The following is a 17805-nucleotide window of genomic DNA, read 5'->3' on the forward strand; positions in this document are numbered from 1 at the left end:
CGGCGGGTTGTTGAGTGCATTGGGTGGCGCGAGTGCTGGCTGGTTGTGTGGTGCGGTCGGGTCAAGGAAAGGGGTAGTGTAGGGGCTAGACCCCTACAATAATGAGCTCGCGCGCCACGACCGCGTCGCTGTCGGAAACTGCGGGTCCGAGAGCGGTGGTCGTCTGCATCTACCTGCCGAGTCGGCAGGCGGAGATAATAACCCTTGCGGGTCAGGCGAGCGTTGCCTCGGCGTTGCTCGCCGGCGGGCGAACTCCGTCCCATCTACGCCCTGACCTCCTCGTAGCGCGAGACGTCGATCTCGCGGGCGAAGCGCTCGACGTCCGAGCGTGTAACGCGGTTCTTCTCCGCGCCGTAGTCCTTCACCCGTCGGGTGATCTCGCGGACCTCGCTTTCGGTCGGGTCGAAGCCGGCCTCGGTCAGGAACTCCCGTACCGAGTGGGTCCCGGTGTGTTTGCCCAACACGAGTTCGCGCTTCGCGCCGACCATCTCGGGGGTCATGATCCCCGGCTCGAACGTATCGCTGTTCTCGATGACGCCAGCGGCGTGGATGCCGCTCTCGTGGCTGAAGGCGTTGGCTCCGACGATCGGCTTGTTTGCCGGGACCGGGACGTCGCTTTTGTCCTCGATCAGGCGCGACAGCTCGGTGATACGGGTCGTGTCGATGCCGGTGTCGACACCGTAGATGGATTCCGCGGCCATCACGACCTCCTCGTAGGCGGCGTTGCCCGCGCGCTCGCCGATCCCGTTGACGCTCACCTGGGCCTGCTCGGCACCGGCCTCGAAGCCGGCGATGGCGTTTGCACTCGCCATCCCGAAGTCGTCGTGGGCGTGAACGTCGACCCGCGCGTCGGTGTGCTCGCGGACCAGCTTCACCAGCGCACCCATCCGACTGGGGGTGGCGACCCCGCAGGTGTCGGGGATGTTGATCCAGTCGACGCCGACCTCGTCGACGGCCTCGAGGATCTCGGTCAGGAACTCGCTGTCCGTGCGCGTGGCGTCCATCGGCGAGAACATCACCTCGACGCCCGCGTCGTTCACTCGCTGGATGGACTCGACCGCCCGCTCCTTGACGTCCTCGCGGGTGGCGTGCATCGAGTCCTCGATCTGGACGTCGCTCGTCGAGACGAAGACGTGGATCATGCCCACGCCCGAGTCGATCGCACTCTCGACGTCCTTCTCGACGACCCGGGCCAGCCCACAGACCGTCGAGGTCGTCGAGGCGGCGATGTCGCTGACCGCCTCGAATTCGGCGTCGCTGTTGACCGGGAACCCCGCCTCGATGACGTGGGTCCCCATCTCGTCCAGCACCGCCGCTATTTCACGCTTGTCGTCGTAACTGAAGGACGTTCGCGGTGTCTGCTCGCCGTCACGCAGTGTAGTGTCGAAGATCCGAACCGTCTCGATCTCGTCACTGGAAGCTAACGTGCCCTGGAAGAACTCGACCCCCCCGACTGGTGTCGGAGGCGCCCATGGTGTTGTCGGACATGGTACTCGGGTCCAGGGTGCCACCAGTATATAAACCCACCGCTGGAGCGACGAGCCGCCGTCCTCGACACGGGTCGTTCGGTCGTCACGTTCGCCAAAATCGCAGGACGACAACGCCGTATAATGACCTTAATCCCATTAGTCATCTCGATACCGTATCGAGATCCGAACTCCGAGGACGGTCGACGACAGTCATATTTCCACGACTGTTCTGTGGAAACGTACTATCGCGGTCGTGGCGCGCGCCGAGAACTGGACGAGTGTGAGGACGGTCGGGCGGGCGCGGACACCGTACACACTGAAGGGACTGGCACTCGAAAGGCGAGCGTATGACGAGCGATCAGGTCATCGACCTCCTGCGGGAGGCGTACAACGACGAACTCGAAACGGTGATGAACTACCTGACGAACTCGATCGTCCTCGATGGCGTCCACGCCGAGGGGATCAAGGAGAGCCTCGATCTGGACGTCGACGAGGAGCTGAACCACGCCCGAATGCTCGGTCAGCGTCTCAAACAGCTCGACGCGCGCCCGCCGGCTTCCTTCGACTTCGAGGCGGCCCAAGAGGGCCTTCAGCCCCCGGAGAACAGCACGGACATCCTCAGCGTGATCGACGGCGTGATCGCGGCCGAGGACGACGCCATCTCGACGTATCGCTCGCTGATCAACGCCGCCGAGGAGGCAGACGACCCCGTGACCGAGGATCTGGCGGTCGAACTGCTCAGCGACGAGGAGGCCCACCGCGCGGAGTTCCGTGGGTTCCGCCGGGAGTACAAGGACTGAGACGGCCGACGACGCTAGGTTTTTTGCGGGCGGGGACGACTCCCGCGTATGGCCGATTTCAACCTCGACCTCCGCTCGGTCGAGGAGCACATCGACGAGGAGGACGGGGAGAACGACACGCGGATCACGCTCGGCGTCCTCGACGGGTCCACACCCCCCGAGGAGTGGATCGCCGCCACCGAACGCGGCGAAGTGCTCGTGCTCGCGGTCGAGGGCGAGTTGAACGAGCTCGCGAGTGGATTCGCTCGCGAGATCAGCGAGTCGGGTGGCGATCTCGTTCACTTCCGGGAGTTCCTCCTCGTCACCCCCGACGGGGTGAGCGTCGATACGGATCGCCTCTGAATCACGTTTTATCGCTCGGAAAACGTGTCTCCGAAGAACTCGTCAGGTCTGCAGCTATCGGTGAAGGGCCTCGGCGGTCGAATACGGGAACCCGAACGAACCGGGCACCTCTCTACCGGACGGTCAGATAGTGGCCATCGGGGTCGAGAATACGGACGCCGTTGGCGAGCGATTCGACCGCACAGACTCGGTCTCGGACGGGATCGACGGCCCTCTCGGGGTCCGCGGCGTCGAACCCCAGGTCGACGTGGGCGCCGCCGTGGGCATCCGCGAGACCGAGTTGGGGCTCCCAGAGTTCGAGATCCATCGGGCCCACCAGCCGGACTCGGCGGCGGTCGCTTCCCCGGTCGGTGAGTTCGAAGCCGAGGTCGGTGTAGAACGCCTCGGCGCGGTCGAGGTCCGCGACTTCGAGGACGACCTCGAAGATCCCCGTGAGACCCGTTCCCGAGTCATCGACCTCCCCGATCTCGACGCAGTGGTCGTCGGGGTCGTCGATGTACAGCGAGCGCGAGCTACCGAACGTGTGCTCGTCGGGATCGAGCTCTTCGAGTCGCGCCAACCAGTCGTCGTACTCCTCGGGTGATGTCGAAAACGCGTAGTGGGTGTGGAGTCCACCCCGTGGGACGCTCGTGGGCCGGCGCAGTATCAGATCGGTTCCGCCGACCCGGAAGACGAGTTCCCGCTCGTCCTCACGTTCGACTGGGAGGTCGAGATACGTCGTGTAGAAGTCGCAGGCGCGGTCGAGGTACTTGACTTCGAGCGCGAGGTGGGACAGAGAATCGAGCATGGACGGGAATACTCGCGGACCATCATAAGTCGTGAGGCGGCAAGCCCGAGGGGCGGCCGGGTACTCTTGAGGCTCGCGGCCCGCCTTCCTACCATGCCCGAACTACCGCGACTGGGCGGCGACGGGTGGGAATCGCTCTATCTGGACGGCGAGTGGAAAACGACGGCGGAGCGTTTCACAATCGAGGACCCCTACGAACGCGAGGGGATCGCGTCGGTGTCGAAGGCGACCGAGGACACCGTCGACGAGGCCTACGAAGTCGCAGCGAACGCCCAAAGAGAGTGGGAGCAGATTCAGCCACAGCGCCGCGCGGAGGTGATTCAGGAGGCGATCGGCGTCATCGAGGAGCGCCACGAGGAACTGGTCGAGCTGCTGGCCCGCGAGGCCGGCGGCACGCGCCTGAAAGCCGAGATCGAACTCGACATCGCCACGGGGATGATGGAGGTCGCAGCCGGCTTTCCCTTCGATTCGGCGGGCCAGCACGACCGCTCGACGATCCCCGGCAAGGAGAACGTCGTCAAGCGCGAACCGGTCGGCGTCGTCGGCGTGATCTCGCCCTGGAACTTCCCGTTCCACCTCTCGATGCGCGCGGTCGCGCCGGCGCTGGCGCTCGGTAACGCGGTCGTGCTCAAACCCGCTTCGGACACCCCGGTCACGGGCGGGCTGGCGCTCGCGCGGATCTTCGAGGAGGCCGGTCTTCCCGAGGGGCTACTCAACGTCGTTCCCGGCCGAGGGTCGGAGATCGGGGATCGCGTCGCGGGCCACGAGATCCCGCGGGTGATCGCCTTTACCGGTTCGACGCCGGTCGGGCGGGGCGTCGCGAGCCAGGCCGCAGAAGCCCTCTCGATGCCTGCGATGGAGCTCGGTGGTAACAACGCCCATATCGTCCTCGAGGACGCGGATCTCGATCAAGCCGTGAACGCCGGTGCCTTCGGCAGCTTCGTCCATCAGGGGCAGGTCTGCATCTCGATCAACCGCCATCTCGTCCACGAGTCGCTGTACGACGACTACGTCGCGGCGCTCGCGGACAAGGCACAGTCGCTTCCCGTCGGCGATCCCAAAGACGGGGACACCGTCGTCGGGCCGATCATCAACGAGAGTCAGCGCGACCAGATGATCGAGTACATCGAGGAGACAGTGAACGAGGGCGCGACCCTCGAAGCCGGCGGCGAGTTCGACGGACTGGTAGTGGAGCCGACGGTGCTCTCGGGGGTCGAAAACGACATGGCCGCCGCCTGCAACGAGCACTTCGGCCCCGTCGCGCCGGTGATCCCCTTCGCGGACGACGAGGAGGCGATTTCACTCGCGAACGCCACCGAGTACGGCCTGTCCGGATCGGTGCACTCGACGGATCGCGAGCGCGCAGAGCGGGTCGCAGATCGCGTGGACACGGGGATGATCCACATCAACGACCAGCCGATCAACGACGAGCCCCACATCCCCTTCGGCGGCGTGGGGGCGTCGGGGATCGGCCGGTACAACGGCGAGGCGATCAAGGAGGAACTGACGACGACCAAGTGGATCTCGATCCAGCGCGAGGAACGCGAGTACCCATTCTAGGCGTTTTATCGGGCTGGGGGCCCTACCCACGTCCATGCCGATGAAACAGGGCGGCGAGGCGAGGGACGCACGTCGAGTGGCCGAGTTCGACGGGGGCTTTAGCTGGATCGCCTACCCCGAAGAGGACATGCAGCGTGCGAGCCACGCGCTCGTTTCGGATGGGGCGGTCTGGCTGGTCGATCCGGTCGACGCGCCCGAGCTAGACGACTGGATAGGGGAGGCGGGCGAACTCGCAGGCGTCGTCGTGCTGCTGGATCGTCATACCCGCGACGCCGCCGCGATCGCGAACCGTCACGGGAGTTCGGTCTACCTTCCCGAGGCGTTCGCAAGCGCCCGCCACAAGATCGACGCGCCGGTCGAGACGTTCGACGGGACGCTCGCCGACAGCGGCTATCGCGCCTTCTCGATCCTCGATACGCCCGTTTGGACCGAGGTCGGCCTGTACGACGACGACGCCCGAACGCTGGTGGTCCCCGAGAGCGTCGGGACTGCCGAGTACTTCCGCGCGCCGGGCGAGCGCCTCGGGGTCCACCCCGCCCGGCGACTGTTCCCGCCGACGGCCCTGCGGGGATTCCTTCCCGAGCGGATCCTCGTCGGCCACGGCAACCCCCTCACCGAGGACGCGCCGGCGGCGCTGCGGGCGGCCCTGTCGGGTTCCCGACAGAACTCCCCGGGCCTCTACGCGAAGACGCTTCGGACCTTCCTTCCGCTATAATTGGCAGAATAGTTATGTTTGTGGGGCGAGTACGATGCGGTGTGGCGTACATCACCCGCGGATTGACGACGGCGCTGCTCGAGTTCGCCGAGGAGGCCGAACCCGAGTCGTTCAGCGCCGGCCTCGGGACCACCCCCGCACGCGAATTCGAGTCGCCCCTCAGGTGTCCGCCGGCAACACCGATTTTCACGCACTTCTATCATCCGGACGCAGGACGGTCGGTGAACGCGGTCTTCGGGATGGATTTCTCGACGCCGGCCGGCCGGACGGAGGGGCGGTTCGTCTCCCACCCGCAGGGCGAGTTGCGGGTCGAACTCACTGACGACCTGCACGCGACGATGTTCGTCGCGGTCCCCCCCTGGGAGCTCGACCAGCTTGCGGTCTTCGGGCGCCGCGGCGATCGCCAGCCACTCGAGATCATCGCGGCCGAGCCGCCCGTCGAGACGCTCTGATCACTTCAAGTAGCCCAGATCCCGCAACTGGTCGGTGATCTCCTCGAACTCCGCCTCGGTGAGTTCGCCCCGTTTCTGGTGTTGGATGACGATGCTCCGGAGGAGGAATCGCACGAGGTCGCTCGTGGACTGGAAACTCGTGCCTTCGATGGTCTCCTCGACGCGTTCGGCCAGTTCCTTCGGGATCGAGACGGTGGTGTACTCGGTCACGTTCCCCGGATCGGGACCGCGATTCAAAGCCGTTATCACTCCCGGTCGAACCGGCGCATCTGCTCGCGATGCAGCGTCACGATCAGGTCCGACAGGAGGCCGAACATCACGAGTTGCATTCCGAAGAGAAACGAGGAGGCCGCAAACAGGGCGAGCACCTCGTGGGGGACCGACCGGACGAACCACTCGTAAGCGACCCAACAGGCGACCGTCACGCCGACGAGCATCGACGCGATCCCGACGCTGCCGAAGTAGAACATCGGGTTGTGCATACGCGCAAGACGATACAACGTCAACAGGATGACCGCACCGTCGCGAACGGGCCGGAGGTTGGTTTCAGCGTCGGCCGCCCGTGGTTCGTAGCGGATCGGCACCACGGCCGTCGAGACGCCCCGGCGCATGCACTCGACCGCGAGTTCGGTCTCGATCCCGAAGCCGTCCTGGGCGAGCGCCATCCGTTCTGCGGACTCGCGGGTGAAGGCGCGATAGCCACTCAGTATGTCGCCGAGATCGCGGCCGTGGACGTACGCGAAGGTGTGGTTGATCAGCCCGTTTCCGGCGCGGTTCAGCCGACCCATCGCGCCCTCGGCCATGTTCGCAAAGCGATCCCCGATGACGTGTTCGGCCGCCCCCGAGCACAACGGTTCGAGCATCGCGTCGGCGTCCTCGGGTCGGTAGGTACCGTCGCCGTCGGCCATCAAGACGTAGGGTGCCTCGATATACGAGAGTGCTTCACGGACGGCCTGTCCTTTGCCCCGGCCCGTCTGGGTGATGACGCGCGCACCGGCCTCGGCGGCGGCCTCCCTGGTCCCGTCCGTCGAGGCGCCGTCGACCACGAGGACGTTCGAAAGCCCCTGCTCGCGAAAGCCCCGAACGACGTCGCCGATGGTTTCGGCTTCTTCCAGGGTCGGCAACAGCACACAGACGTCACCGTCGTCCATCGTCGAAAGTCACGGCGACCCCGAGTAAAAGCCTTTTTTTTACGGCCCGAGGCCTGACTCACGAACGACCCCCTCGATGGTTACCCGGAGCTTTCGGCTTCCTGCCAGGAGGACGGCCCCGTAGACGAGTGCTCCGGCGGCGACGACGGCAAGCAGGTGATACCATCGCTGAATCGGGACGACCTCCCGAAGGAGCAGTACGACGAGGACCATCACCGCCGCGGCACCGACCTGTTCGAGGAGGGTCCTCGGCAGGAGGGTGACCTCCGGGAGGATCCGACGGACGTACGCCGCGGAGACACCGTACCGGATCGACTCGGCGATCACGGTCGCGACGACGACCCCGATCCCGCCGAATTCGAGCGTGAGGACGATCCCGAGGACGACGTTCACTCCGAGCGCCAGCATCGAAAGGACGGTGTTGACGTCGGGTCGGTCGACGGCGTCGATCGTCCGCGAGAGCGGTCCCCGCTGGGTCGTGAGCAGTTGGTAGACGGCGAGTCCGACCACGAACGCGGCTGCGGGTGCGTACTCGGGCCCGTACAGCGTGACGACCAGCGGTTCGGACAGCACGAAAGCGCCGAAGACCATTGGAACAGCAAGCACACTCGAAAACGAGAGCGTGTTCGAGACGTCCTCGGCAAAGGGCTCGTTTCGACTGTGTTTGTTGCTCACACGGGCCATCAGCCCGCTTGCGGCGCTCATCATGACGAACGCCGCGGGGAGGGTGAGTTTGAACGCGACCTCGTAATAGCCGGCGACGGCAGGCGCCAGAAGAAAACCCAACAACAGGACGTCGAAGCGGTCGTAGGCCTGCCCGAGAAACGAGTTCGGAATGCTGTATCTGGCGTACGACCACAGACTCTGGAGGGTATCCCGAGAGGGAACTCTCGGTCGACAGTCGATGAATCGCCAGAGGACCGGGACCGCGAGCAACGTCGCGATCGCCAGCCCGTAGGCCATTCCGGCCGCCCCGAACCCCAGAAGGACGAACGCCAACTGAAGTGGGAAGGTGAGTGCCGACCGGAAGGCGTCGATCCAAGTCGCTGCACCGATGAGCCCGCGGGCCTGAACCACCTGCTCGGTCGGTTCGTACAGCGTGACTGCGACCAACAACACCGCGAACATGACCGGCGCCTCCGGCAGGCCCGTGTAACCGACCAGCCAGTTCGATCCGATCAGGAGGCCGATCCCCGAGAGGCCGACCCAGACGACGGTGAACGCGAGTTGGCCCCCGAGGATCTCGTCGCCGTCGGTCGTGGCCTCGGAATAGCGTTTTTTCGTCGCCGACCCCCATCCGGAGACGGCCCGGTCAACGAGTTTGACGAGCGAGAACAGGAGGTAGTACCCCCCAAAGCCTGTCGGGCCCAGAACGCGGGCGAAGACGATCGTTCCGACGAATCCGATGGCCGCCATCGTGAACTTCGCGAGCGTCGCCTTCACCGTTTCACCGCCGAGGCTGACGCTCGAGGCGTCGGTCCCGGTCATTCGAGATAGCCCAGCTCCCGCAGTCGCTCCGTCGGCATGTCGATACCCTCGCGCTCGATCCGCGCGTCGGTAGCCCGCGCCTCGATCCACTCGCGGACGTCGTAGACCGATTCGGGGTGATCGCCGGCCGTCGTGCTCGCGTAGGCTCGCCAGGAGTGACCCGCGGGGTCTTCGTCCTCGTCGCCCGGGTAGAAAGCCGTGCGCATCCCGTGATCGCTCAGGACCAGCAGGTCGTCGTCCGCGCCGAGAGCCGTTTCGATCCCCTTGACGAACTCCCCGACGCGCTCGTAGACACGCCGGAGGGCCGCCTCGTCGTCGGCGTAGGCGTGGCCCGCAGCGTCGAGCGTGTGGACGTGGACGCCAGCTAGCGAGACCGGGTGGTTGAGCATCTCGCGAGCCCAGGCGAACTGCCCGGCACAGAGTCCGAACAGGTCGCGCTCGAACTCGTGGCGGGCCATCCCCTCCGAGGCCGCGTTCATCAGGTCCCAGGCGCGCTGGAGGTCGGTTCCGTCGTGCACGCCCGGCCAGTTGTGGACGACGGCGCCCTCGCGGTCGAACACCGAGTCGGCGTCGGTCTCCCCGATCCGTTCGCGCTCGCCCGTATGCCGGCGAATGAGCCCACCGAGTGTCCCGCGAGTGGATTCACTGAACCGCCCGCTGACCCGCGAGAGCATCGACAAGACGGGGTTCTCCCACTCGCTGGTTCCCGGTCCGGTGACACCGTGGTCCTCGGGCGGGAGGCCGGTCGCGACGGTCGCCCAGACCTCGGGGGTGTAGGGGGTGTCCTGCGTGTGTGCGAACGTCTCCATCTGGCCCTCGGAGCCCAACCGGACGGCATCGACGTCGAAGTACTCGACCAGCCCGTAATCGAGCGCGTCGAGCGCGAGGACGACGAGCGTCATGCGTATCCTAGGTCCTCCAGGTCTTCCAAGAGCGCGTCCTCCTTGACGACGTACCCGGGATCGAACCGGTCGAGGGCGCGTTCCAACTCAGGATCGTTCGTCGATTCGCCATCGGTCAGTCGACACGTCTCGTCGGACGTGGCGATGCGTTCGACGTTCATCGCGGCCTTCCGGTCGCCGTAGGCCGCGAAAGCGACCTCCCGGTCGAGCGTTCCCAGCCCGTGGTCCTCACCACGGAGGACCGTTGGGACGTCGATCAACGAGACGACCTCACCGAGTTCGGGCGCGTTTCGCGTCCCGAACGGAACCCGGAGGAGTTCGGGGCGCATCTCGCCGGGATGCCCCCACAGGCCACCTTCGCCGAGCAGTTCCCCGTGGTCCGCACAGAAGACGACCCGGGTATCGTCGGGAATCGCCTCCCAGAGTGTCTCAAGGGTGTGGTCGAGTTCCCGGACCTCCCGCTCGTAGAGTTCGCAGACGAGCTCCTCGTCAGCCTTCGAACCGCGCCCCGCGAGAACGCGCCGAGTCATCCGCTGGGCTGCCTCCCGGCTCACGGGCGCGTCGTCGGGGTCGTACGGGTGGTGTGGTTCCATGAAGTGGAGCCAGCCGAACCACTCCTCGTGGGGCGCGGTTTCGGTCAGGAACTCCTCGATTACGTCCTCGGCCGGCCGGAACGATTTCTCGACCTCGCCGACGAGGCCCTTGAGTTGCTGGTAGCGATCCCATCCCCATCTCGCGATCTCGTAGGGGAGCGTCCCTCTCGTAAGGTGGATCGCACCCTTGTCCTTGAGCGTCTCGCCGTCGCCTTTGGGTGATGTGAACGAGTCGAACCCCGCGTCGTAGCCATAGGACGCCGAGAGCAGGTGGTTGGTCGTGATCCCGACGCTATAGTTCTCAAATGTATTGGCGACCGACTCGCCCTCGAGGCCTGTGCCCGTGGCGTACTCCCCACCGACGATGGCGGGAAAGCTCCCCATCGTCGCGGTGCAGGTCGCAAACGCCCGGTCGTGGGTTCGGTCGAGAAACGCCCGCGTCGCGGGCATCCGCTCGAAGTAGTCGTTCCGGAGGGAGTCGACGGTGAGCAACAGGGTGTTCATGGGTGGTCCCCCTCGGAAACGGTCGTTCGAAACTCGGTTTGGATGAGTGCGTTCATAGGTATCCCAAGTCATCTAGGCGGTTTCGAACGTCGATATCCGCCGTTCGGTCGGCCTTGATCGTCGGTTCGTACTCCCCCGTGTCGTGGGCTTCAGCATGGACCCACGGCACGCGTTTGAGAAGCGGAACGAGGGTGTCCCGTGGATGCGCATAGAGGCCGTACTCTCCGAAGAGTTCGCCATGGTCGGCCGTGATAACGACGGTCTCTGCATCGAGGTTCTCCAAAAGTACGTTTTCGATGTTCTCAAGTACGATTTCGAGATTCTCACGATACCACCGGCGGACCTCGGATTCCTCGATCTCCCCGCGCTTGAGCTTATCGAACGACGTATCGCCCGGGTTGCCCACGTCGTGAGGGTCGATCCCGTCACCAGTCACCGGATTTCCGAGGTAGGGCTGGTGGGGCTGCATATAGTGGACGACCATCCGGTCCGGTTTCGTCTCGCGCATGACCCGTATCGCTCGGTCGGTAAGGATCTCCGGACGCATCGTCCCGACCTCATCGTCCCACTCGTACTTCCACACCTCGTCAAGCAGGAGGAAGTCCTTCTCGTCGAGTTTCTCCTCGGAGAAGGCGTTGCCCGTAACGTAGGCGGTCCGGGTCATCTCCTCGCCGTATTGCTCGGGATCGAAGTTCTTCTCCAGCCACTCGGGCGAGGCGCTTCCTACTGAATAGGTCGATCCACCGCGTACGAGCGACGGGTAGTCGTCCAGTACCGTCTCCATGACGTCGGCCCGGCAGGCGTCAAGGACGACGAGAACGTCCCAGTCTTCCTCGTATATCGGCGTCCCGTAGTTCCAGATCCGGCCGAGTCGCCTGTGGAACCCGACGTAGAGTTCGCGGATCGATTCCCGTACACCAGCGATCCCTCGCTCGTCGACTCGTTGAATCGTCTCCTCTCTCCAGTCAGCGAATGTCATTGTTCAGCACCATCCTGTGTCGATTCGACGACGTCTCGGAGTGCCGTCTCGAAGTTCTCGTAGCTGTACTTCGCTCCCGCGCGTTGGATCTCGCGGGAATCGAAGTCCCTGGAATCGAACGCCCGAACCGTCTCCCGGAGAGATCCGACCGTCGACTCGAACCGCTCGCCAGTCACTCCGGGCTCGACCTGATACGCCGTAAACCCCTCGTTCACGCCCAGCAGGGGTTTACCCGCCATCATGGCTTCGGCCCCCACGAGCCCGAAGTCCTCCTGCTTGGGCGCGTAGACGACCGCCGTACAGCGCGCGACCAGCGACTCGATGTCCTCGACGTAGCCCCTCACCTCGATGTTGTCGTGACCCTCGGCGATGCGCTCGATCGCCTCGCGCTGCTGGCCGTCGCCCGCGATCACGAGCCGTTCGTCGAGTCCCGTGAAGGCCTCGGCGATCAGGTCGATCCGCTTTTCGGGGGCCAGACGCGACCACGTGAGGAAGTAGCCCTCATCGCCCTCGTTGCGCCAGTCGCCGGTCACCGGCGGATACACCACTGTGGCGTCCTCGTCGTAGTACCGCCGGATGCGATCCCGGACCAGTTCGCTGTTGGCGACGAACCGGTCGACGTAGTCGTTGGCCTCCTTATCGAGCGCGCGCCACAGTTTGGCATACCCTTTCACGAGCGCCTCGACGCCGGGGCGGCGAAACGACGCCAACCGGTCCCGGTAGAGGTCATACAACCATCGTGGCGGGCTGTGGGGGTAGTGGACGATCCGCTGGTCGACGTCCGGAACGTAGTACTTCGAGAGCGGGGCACTCTCGAGGATCACGTCGTACTCGCCCAGTTCCGGATGGGCGTCGGTCATGTCCAGCGCGACGTTGAGCGTTTCCAGGGGGTTCATGCCCTCGTTTTTCCATTCCAGGAACGGTCGCCACGGCAGGGTGGTGTACTTCGACTGGCGAAACGGGATCACGGTGACGTCCTCGGGGATCGCCGTCCCCGCTGCGACGTAGGTCGTATATATCGGGGCATCGAGGACGCGGGCGGCCTCGATCGCGAAGGCCTCTCCACCGCCGATCCCCGGAAACCGGTCGTGGAGGATCGCTACCCGGGGCGAACCGGGGGTCCTGTGCGTGCCCTCGTCTCGCTCAGTCATCGTAGACCTCCCTGAGTTCGAGGTCGACCTCCCACGTCCCGTCGCCCTCACCACCGAGGAGCCGGAGGCCCGCCCGGAACAGCGACACCTGCGTGTCGAAGACCGCGTAGAGCGGTTGGAGCGGGCCGAGCGCGTCCCGCGAGCCAAGCAGCACCGTCAGGAGGCCGCCGGCGAGGACGACAAGTCCCGGCAGGAGGCCGGCCAGCAGGCCGCCGACGAGGAGCAGACCACAGAGCGAAACGACGAGCCACGGCGAGACGACCATGAACCACCAGTTGAACGGCAAGACCGCCCGGCCGTAGGCGCCGTAGCCCCCGAGCATGTCCCGCTGGCGCCACAGCAGGCGCACCAACCCCATCGCGCGGCGGTCCTTCTGCTTGCGGCGCTTGGCGAATCCCGAGTGGGCGGCCTCCTTGTACTCGATTGCGGGGTCGAACACGGCCCGCTTGCCGCCCTTTCTGATCTTGAGTGCGAGTTCGGAGTCGTCGGCGATCGAGTCCTCGTCGATCGGGACGATGGCCTCGCGCTCGAACGCACAAAATGGCCCGTGGAAGATCAGCGTCGAGTCGAGGTGCGATTCGAGCGTCTGGACGAGCGCCTGGACGTCCCGGTAGCCCCGCTCGACGCCGCTGCCGCCAAGTACCTCGGCGTTGCGGCCGGTGACGGCCCCGACCGCCGGATCCGCGAGGTTCGCCGCCGCTTCGCGCAGCGCGTTCCCGTCGATCCGGGAGTCACAGTCGGTCTTGACGACCATCTCGCCGCTCGCCGCGGCGTACGCCTCGTTCAGCGCGGGCGCAAGCCCCCGGCGCTCGTCCTCGCAGATCAGCGTGAGCGTCGGCGCCTGCAGGTCGCGAAAGAACGCCTCGACGAGTTCGGGGGTGCGGTCGTCGCTCGAATCGACGACGACGACCTCGACCTTTTCGAGGGGGTACTCGAGGGCAACGATCTCTTCGAGCTTGCTCTCGACGATCCGCTGTTCGTTGTAGGTGGGAAGAACGACGCTGACGGTGGGCTCTGCGGGGCGCTTCGTGGCCGGCGAGCCGTGTGGGCGTTTCAGCGCGTAGGCCCCGAGGTAGGCGAGATACGGCAGCCCGGTCAGCGAGAGCAGTCCCACGGCGCCGGCGAGATACCCCCGTCGTCTCATGGCCCCTTCATCGCACTCACCTATCGAGCGCGGCGATAAGTCAGTTATGTTCGGACTCCGACAGTGGGAACACAAGGTTTATGCGCGCGTTGGGCGCTCCGTAGCACGATGGGAGAGCGCACGGAGCGGGTCCACGAGAACTCCGACGCGAGCGTGGCGATCGACGGACTGCGACGGTGGTATCACGTCCCCGTGCTGTGCGCTCTCGTGGCGTTCATGCTGTGGGTTCGGGTACGGGCCTACGGGACGTTTACGGGTCGCGGGATCGCCTTCAGCGCGGTCGACCCGTGGTATCACTGGCGGACGGTCGTCTACTCGGTCGAGAACTGGCCCTCGGCGCTGTCGTACGACGTCTGGACGGGCTACCCCTCTGGTGCGTCCGTCGGCCAGTTCGGCACGCTGTTCGACCAGCTCATCGCCACCGCCGCGCTGGTCGTCGGCCTGGGCGATCCATCGCAGGCGACGATCTACCGGGTGGCGTTGCTCTCGGTGCCGGTGATGGCCGCGCTGGTCGCGCTCCCGACCTACGCGATGGGCGCGCGGGTGGGCGGGCGTCTCGGCGGGCTTCTCGGGGTGGCGTTGCTCGCGCTGTTCCCGGGGACGTTCCTGCGGCGCAGCACCGTCGGCACGCTCGATCACCACGTCGCGGAGGCGTTGTTCATGGCGATCGCCGTTTTCGCGATGATGGCCGCGCTCCGGGTTGCCGAACGCGAGCGCCCGGTCTACGAACAGTTCGTCGATCGCGATCTCGCGGGGCTCAAGCGGCCGCTGGCCTACGGCGTGCTCGCGGGCGTCGCGCTCGCGCTATACGTCTGGACGTGGCCCCCCGGCGTCATCCTCATCGGGATCTTCGGCGTCTTCTTTGCGATCTCGCTGAGCGTCGATTACTGGCGGGGCGTGAGTCCGGACCACGCCGCGTTCGTCGGTGCCCTCGCGCTCGCGGTCGCGGGGGTCCTCACGGCGGCGGTCATCGATCAGTGGTCGGCAAGCGCGACGACGTTCGGCTACCTCCAGCCGGTGTTGGCCTTCGGGGTCGCCGCGGGCTGTCTGTTCATGGCGTGGCTCGCACGGTTCTGGGACGCCCGGGGCTTTCCGCGGGCGGGCTATCCGCTCGCGGTCCTCGGGCTGATCGCGCTTCTCACGGCGATTACGGCCCTCGTCCTCCCCGACCTGTTCGGGACGATCGCAAGCAACGTCCGCCAGCGCCTCCTGTTCGGCCAGACGAACACGACCCTGACCATCGTGGAGGCCCAGCCCCCCGAGAACCCCCTCGGGAAGGCCTTCTCGGAGTACCGGTTCGCCTTCTACACCGGCGCGGTGGGGCTGGTATCGTTGCTCGCCCGACCGCTGTTCGGCCGGCGCTATCGTTCGGAGTACCTGCTGGTTGCGGTCTGGGCGCTGTTCGTGACGAGCATGGCCTTCACGCAGATCCGTTTCAACTACTACCTCGCGGTCGCGGTGGCCGTCTGTAACGCGGCGCTGATCGGGACGCTCGTCGACTGGGGCACCACCGAGGCCGACCGCAGAGCCGGTGGTCTCCAGACCTACCAGACCCTAATCGTCGCGGCGGTGGCGCTGCTGGTGTTCGTTCCCCTCGTGGTCCCCGCAGTGGGCGCGACGGCCGTCGGCGTCGGTGCGAGCGCGGCTCCGAGCGACGATGCGCTCACGTGGGCGGGATCGAACCAGTGGCTCGCGAACAACACCCCCGAGGAGGGGCGCTACGGCGGCGCCGAGGGCTCGCTCGACTACTACGGTGCCTACGAGCGCCCTGCCGAGGGCGACTTCGCGTATCCCGAGGGCAGCTACGGGGTGCTGTCGTGGTGGGACTACGGCCACCTGATCACCGTCCAAGGCGAGCGGATCCCGCATGCCAATCCGTTCCAGCAGAACGCCCGCAGCGCGGCGGCGTTCCTGCTTGCGGACTCCGAAGAACGCGCCGAGGCGGTCGCGGGGGCGATCCCCGCCGCCCCCGACGGGCGACTCGACGACCGCTCGACGGCGGAGCTCGAAACGATCGCCGACGGATCCGACGGCGACGGTGCGGGGATCCGCTACGTGATGATCGACGACGAGATGGCCGGCGGGAAGTTCTCGGCGATCGCGACGTGGGCCGGACCGGGCTACGGCTCGTATCTCGAACCGGTGACGATCCAAGCCGAGAACGAAACGGCGACCGTCCAGCGCCTCGGTGGGAGTTACGACGAGACGGTCCTCTCGCGACTGTACTACGCCGATGCGGCCGAGATGGAACACTACCGGTTGGTCCACGAAAGCCCCGAGACCACCCAGTTCGTGAGCGCGGCCTACCGGGTCGATGACGGCCGATGGCAACCGCTCGTCGTGAACCAGGAGTACACCCCCTCCCTGCAGTTCCGGATGGCTCGCCTCCAGCAAAACCCCGCCGTCGACGTGCAGCTCTACGACCAGCGTGAAAGTCACGCTGTCAAGACCTACGAGCGCGTCGAGGGCGCGACGCTCACGGGCGAGGCCCAGCCGGGCGAGACCGTCACCGCCGAGGTCGAACTCACCGCCCAGTCCTCGGATCGAACGTTCACTTACACACAGGAGACGACCGCTTCCGAGGACGGCACCTTCTCGATGACGGTGCCGTACGCGACCACCGACGGTCCCGGACCCGAGGCGGGCTACACCGACAGTAGCGTGGTCGCCGAGGGCGAGTACGAGGTCACCGCCGGCGGGAACGCGACGAGCGTTCCGGTGCCCGAGGAGGCGATCTACGGTGGCGAGACGGTCGCGGTCGGTGCCGGCGAGGAGTGATCGGTGCGGTTTTGGCCCCCGACGGGGAACGGACGACAATGCGCGAGTGGCTCTCGATCTATCTGAAAGGCATCTGTATGGGCGCGGCTGACATCGTTCCCGGCGTGTCGGGAGGAACGATCGCGCTCATCGCGGGGATCTACGACCGGTTGATCGCCGCCATCGCCGCGCTCGATCCCCGAGTCCTCGCGACGATACCCGGGCTCACCAGCGCCGAGGGGCGCACCCGGTTTCGCGAGCGCCTCGTCGAGATGGACGTCCCCTTCCTGCTCGTTCTCGGGGCGGGGATCGGAACCGCCGTCGTCCTCATGGCACAGGTCATCGAGGCCGCCTTCGAGGCTTATCCGGCCGTCCTCAACGGGTTTTTCTTCGGGCTGATCGCCGCCTCCGCAGTCGTGATCTATCGGGTGACGGACGTGGATACGCCCGGACGGATCGGCGCGCTCACAGCGGGTGCGGTCATCGCCTTCGTGGTGACCGGTGTCGCCGAGACCGACGGTCAAACGAGTCTCGTCTTGCTGTTCGTCGCGGGTTCGATAGCCATCTCGGCGATGGTCCTCCCCGGCATCTCGGGGTCGGCGTTTCTCTACATTTTCGGGCTGTATCAGTACCTATTGGGGGTTTTAGGCGACTTCACCGATGCACTGCTCGGGCTTGCAGGAGGCGGTTCTGTCGATGCGGTCGTCGAGCCCGGCATTCCGGTCGTGGTCTTTCTCGCCGGAGCGACTGTCGGCCTGTTGACGATGGCCCGTCTCGTCAAGCGCGCGCTCGAACGCAACCGGATGGCGACGCTCGGCTTTCTCGTCGGGTTGATGATCGGGGCGCTTCGGATGCCCGTCGAGCAAGCCGCCGCCGCAACCGAGGTCTGGACGCCCGGCCTGATCGCCGCGGTCGTCGCCGCAACGCTCGTCGGGATCGTGGTCGTCCTCGGGTTCGATTACTACACCGACTCGCTCGACTACACCGAGGAAGCCCCGGCGTAATCACAGG

The 17805-nt window shown here is 66.0% G+C and carries 17 protein-coding genes; 7 read left to right on the forward strand and 10 right to left on the reverse strand.

The window, feature by feature from the left end; genetic code table 11:
• Positions 1-263 precede the first annotated feature (263 nt).
• Positions 264-1514, reverse strand: a complete 1251-nt coding sequence (locus HACJB3_RS10225) for a LeuA family protein (RefSeq protein WP_174264861.1) — start codon at positions 1512-1514, stop codon at positions 264-266.
• A 302-nt stretch (positions 1515-1816) separates the two neighbouring features.
• On the opposite strand from HACJB3_RS10225, the gene HACJB3_RS10230 reads away from it, so the two are divergent.
• Both HACJB3_RS10230 and HACJB3_RS10235 read left to right on the forward strand, forming a co-directional pair.
• Entirely contained in the window at positions 1817-2269 is a 453-nt protein-coding gene (locus HACJB3_RS10230) for a ferritin-like domain-containing protein (RefSeq protein WP_008416979.1), read from the forward strand.
• Positions 2270-2317: 48 nt separating this feature from the next.
• Positions 2318-2611, forward strand: a complete 294-nt coding sequence (locus tag HACJB3_RS10235; protein ID WP_008416978.1) for a DUF5779 family protein — start codon at positions 2318-2320, stop codon at positions 2609-2611.
• Between the two features lie 112 nt (positions 2612-2723).
• Here the strand turns inward: HACJB3_RS10235 and HACJB3_RS10240 are convergent, their stop codons facing one another.
• The gene (locus HACJB3_RS10240; RefSeq protein WP_008416977.1) at positions 2724-3398 is read right to left on the reverse strand and encodes a VOC family protein; all 675 of its coding nucleotides are present in this window, start codon (positions 3396-3398) and stop codon (positions 2724-2726) included.
• Between the two features lie 93 nt (positions 3399-3491).
• Here HACJB3_RS10240 and HACJB3_RS10245 point away from each other — a divergent pair, with 93 nt between their 5' ends.
• The 3 genes from HACJB3_RS10245 to HACJB3_RS10255 are packed head-to-tail and all read left to right on the forward strand — an operon-like array spanning position 3492 to position 6125.
• Positions 3492-4958 (forward strand): aldehyde dehydrogenase family protein, encoded by a 1467-nt coding sequence (locus HACJB3_RS10245; RefSeq protein ID WP_008416976.1) that lies wholly within the window; start codon positions 3492-3494, stop codon positions 4956-4958.
• A gap of 34 nt (positions 4959-4992) precedes the next feature.
• Complete coding sequence (locus HACJB3_RS10250; protein ID WP_008416975.1) at positions 4993-5673, forward strand: hypothetical protein; 681 nt, start codon at positions 4993-4995, stop codon at positions 5671-5673.
• Positions 5674-5714: 41 nt separating this feature from the next.
• The gene (locus HACJB3_RS10255) at positions 5715-6125 is read left to right on the forward strand and encodes a hypothetical protein (RefSeq protein ID WP_008416974.1); all 411 of its coding nucleotides are present in this window, start codon (positions 5715-5717) and stop codon (positions 6123-6125) included.
• On the opposite strand, the gene HACJB3_RS10260 is transcribed toward HACJB3_RS10255, so the two are convergent.
• The 8 genes from HACJB3_RS10260 to HACJB3_RS10295 are packed head-to-tail and all read right to left on the reverse strand — an operon-like array spanning position 6126 to position 14037.
• A complete protein-coding gene (locus HACJB3_RS10260) occupies positions 6126-6335 on the reverse strand; it encodes a ribbon-helix-helix domain-containing protein (protein WP_008416973.1) in 210 nt (69 codons plus the stop codon).
• A 35-nt stretch (positions 6336-6370) separates the two neighbouring features.
• On the reverse strand, positions 6371-7276 hold the full coding sequence (gene aglJ / locus HACJB3_RS10265) for an S-layer glycoprotein N-glycosyltransferase AglJ (RefSeq protein WP_008416972.1): 906 nt from the start codon (positions 7274-7276) through the stop codon (positions 6371-6373).
• Between the two features lie 39 nt (positions 7277-7315).
• Positions 7316-8764, reverse strand: coding sequence for a lipopolysaccharide biosynthesis protein (locus HACJB3_RS10270; RefSeq protein WP_008416970.1), 1449 nt, complete (start codon positions 8762-8764; stop codon positions 7316-7318).
• Positions 8761-9666: an alkaline phosphatase family protein gene (locus HACJB3_RS10275; protein WP_008416968.1), complete on the reverse strand. Its 906-nt coding sequence runs from the start codon at positions 9664-9666 to the stop codon at positions 8761-8763. Before HACJB3_RS10275 ends, HACJB3_RS10270 begins: the two co-directional genes overlap by 4 nt.
• Positions 9663-10763, reverse strand: a complete 1101-nt coding sequence (locus HACJB3_RS10280; protein ID WP_008416967.1) for a sulfatase-like hydrolase/transferase — start codon at positions 10761-10763, stop codon at positions 9663-9665. Before HACJB3_RS10280 ends, HACJB3_RS10275 begins: the two co-directional genes overlap by 4 nt.
• Before the next feature lie 52 nt (positions 10764-10815).
• Positions 10816-11742, reverse strand: coding sequence for a sulfatase-like hydrolase/transferase (locus tag HACJB3_RS10285; RefSeq protein ID WP_008416966.1), 927 nt, complete (start codon positions 11740-11742; stop codon positions 10816-10818).
• Positions 11739-12893: a glycosyltransferase gene (locus tag HACJB3_RS10290; RefSeq protein WP_008416965.1), complete on the reverse strand. Its 1155-nt coding sequence runs from the start codon at positions 12891-12893 to the stop codon at positions 11739-11741. Before HACJB3_RS10290 ends, HACJB3_RS10285 begins: the two co-directional genes overlap by 4 nt.
• Positions 12886-14037 (reverse strand): glycosyltransferase, encoded by a 1152-nt coding sequence (locus HACJB3_RS10295; RefSeq protein WP_008416964.1) that lies wholly within the window; start codon positions 14035-14037, stop codon positions 12886-12888. Before HACJB3_RS10295 ends, HACJB3_RS10290 begins: the two co-directional genes overlap by 8 nt.
• Positions 14038-14145: 108 nt before the next feature.
• Between HACJB3_RS10295 and HACJB3_RS10300 the strand changes: the two genes are divergently transcribed.
• Both HACJB3_RS10300 and HACJB3_RS10305 read left to right on the forward strand, forming a co-directional pair.
• Positions 14146-16815 (forward strand): oligosaccharyl transferase, archaeosortase A system-associated, encoded by a 2670-nt coding sequence (locus tag HACJB3_RS10300; RefSeq protein ID WP_008416963.1) that lies wholly within the window; start codon positions 14146-14148, stop codon positions 16813-16815.
• A 38-nt stretch (positions 16816-16853) separates the two neighbouring features.
• A complete protein-coding gene (locus tag HACJB3_RS10305) occupies positions 16854-17798 on the forward strand; it encodes a DUF368 domain-containing protein (RefSeq protein WP_008416962.1) in 945 nt (314 codons plus the stop codon).
• The last annotated feature ends 7 nt before the right edge of the window (positions 17799-17805 follow it).

The sequence above is a fragment of the Halalkalicoccus jeotgali B3 genome, assembly GCF_000196895.1.
Lineage (GTDB): Archaea > Halobacteriota > Halobacteria > Halobacteriales > Halalkalicoccaceae > Halalkalicoccus > Halalkalicoccus jeotgali.

What these genes read in the sequence shown, in the direction of transcription:
- HACJB3_RS10230 (WP_008416979.1), top strand. Translation starts at nt 1,817, where the DNA reads ATGACGAGCGATCAGGTCATCGACCTCCTGCGGGAGGCGTACAACGAC.
- HACJB3_RS10235 (WP_008416978.1), top strand. Translation starts at nt 2,318, where the DNA reads ATGGCCGATTTCAACCTCGACCTCCGCTCGGTCGAGGAGCACATCGAC.
- HACJB3_RS10240 (WP_008416977.1), bottom strand. Translation starts at nt 3,398, where the DNA reads ATGCTCGATTCTCTGTCCCACCTCGCGCTCGAAGTCAAGTACCTCGAC.
- HACJB3_RS10245 (WP_008416976.1), top strand. Translation starts at nt 3,492, where the DNA reads ATGCCCGAACTACCGCGACTGGGCGGCGACGGGTGGGAATCGCTCTAT.
- HACJB3_RS10250 (WP_008416975.1), top strand. Translation starts at nt 4,993, where the DNA reads ATGCCGATGAAACAGGGCGGCGAGGCGAGGGACGCACGTCGAGTGGCC.
- aglJ (WP_008416972.1), bottom strand. Translation starts at nt 7,276, where the DNA reads ATGGACGACGGTGACGTCTGTGTGCTGTTGCCGACCCTGGAAGAAGCC.
- HACJB3_RS10270 (WP_008416970.1), bottom strand. Translation starts at nt 8,764, where the DNA reads ATGACCGGGACCGACGCCTCGAGCGTCAGCCTCGGCGGTGAAACGGTG.
- HACJB3_RS10275 (WP_008416968.1), bottom strand. Translation starts at nt 9,666, where the DNA reads ATGACGCTCGTCGTCCTCGCGCTCGACGCGCTCGATTACGGGCTGGTC.
- HACJB3_RS10280 (WP_008416967.1), bottom strand. Translation starts at nt 10,763, where the DNA reads ATGAACACCCTGTTGCTCACCGTCGACTCCCTCCGGAACGACTACTTC.
- HACJB3_RS10285 (WP_008416966.1), bottom strand. Translation starts at nt 11,742, where the DNA reads ATGACATTCGCTGACTGGAGAGAGGAGACGATTCAACGAGTCGACGAG.
- HACJB3_RS10290 (WP_008416965.1), bottom strand. Translation starts at nt 12,893, where the DNA reads ATGACTGAGCGAGACGAGGGCACGCACAGGACCCCCGGTTCGCCCCGG.
- HACJB3_RS10295 (WP_008416964.1), bottom strand. Translation starts at nt 14,037, where the DNA reads ATGAGACGACGGGGGTATCTCGCCGGCGCCGTGGGACTGCTCTCGCTG.
- HACJB3_RS10300 (WP_008416963.1), top strand. Translation starts at nt 14,146, where the DNA reads ATGGGAGAGCGCACGGAGCGGGTCCACGAGAACTCCGACGCGAGCGTG.
- HACJB3_RS10305 (WP_008416962.1), top strand. Translation starts at nt 16,854, where the DNA reads ATGCGCGAGTGGCTCTCGATCTATCTGAAAGGCATCTGTATGGGCGCG.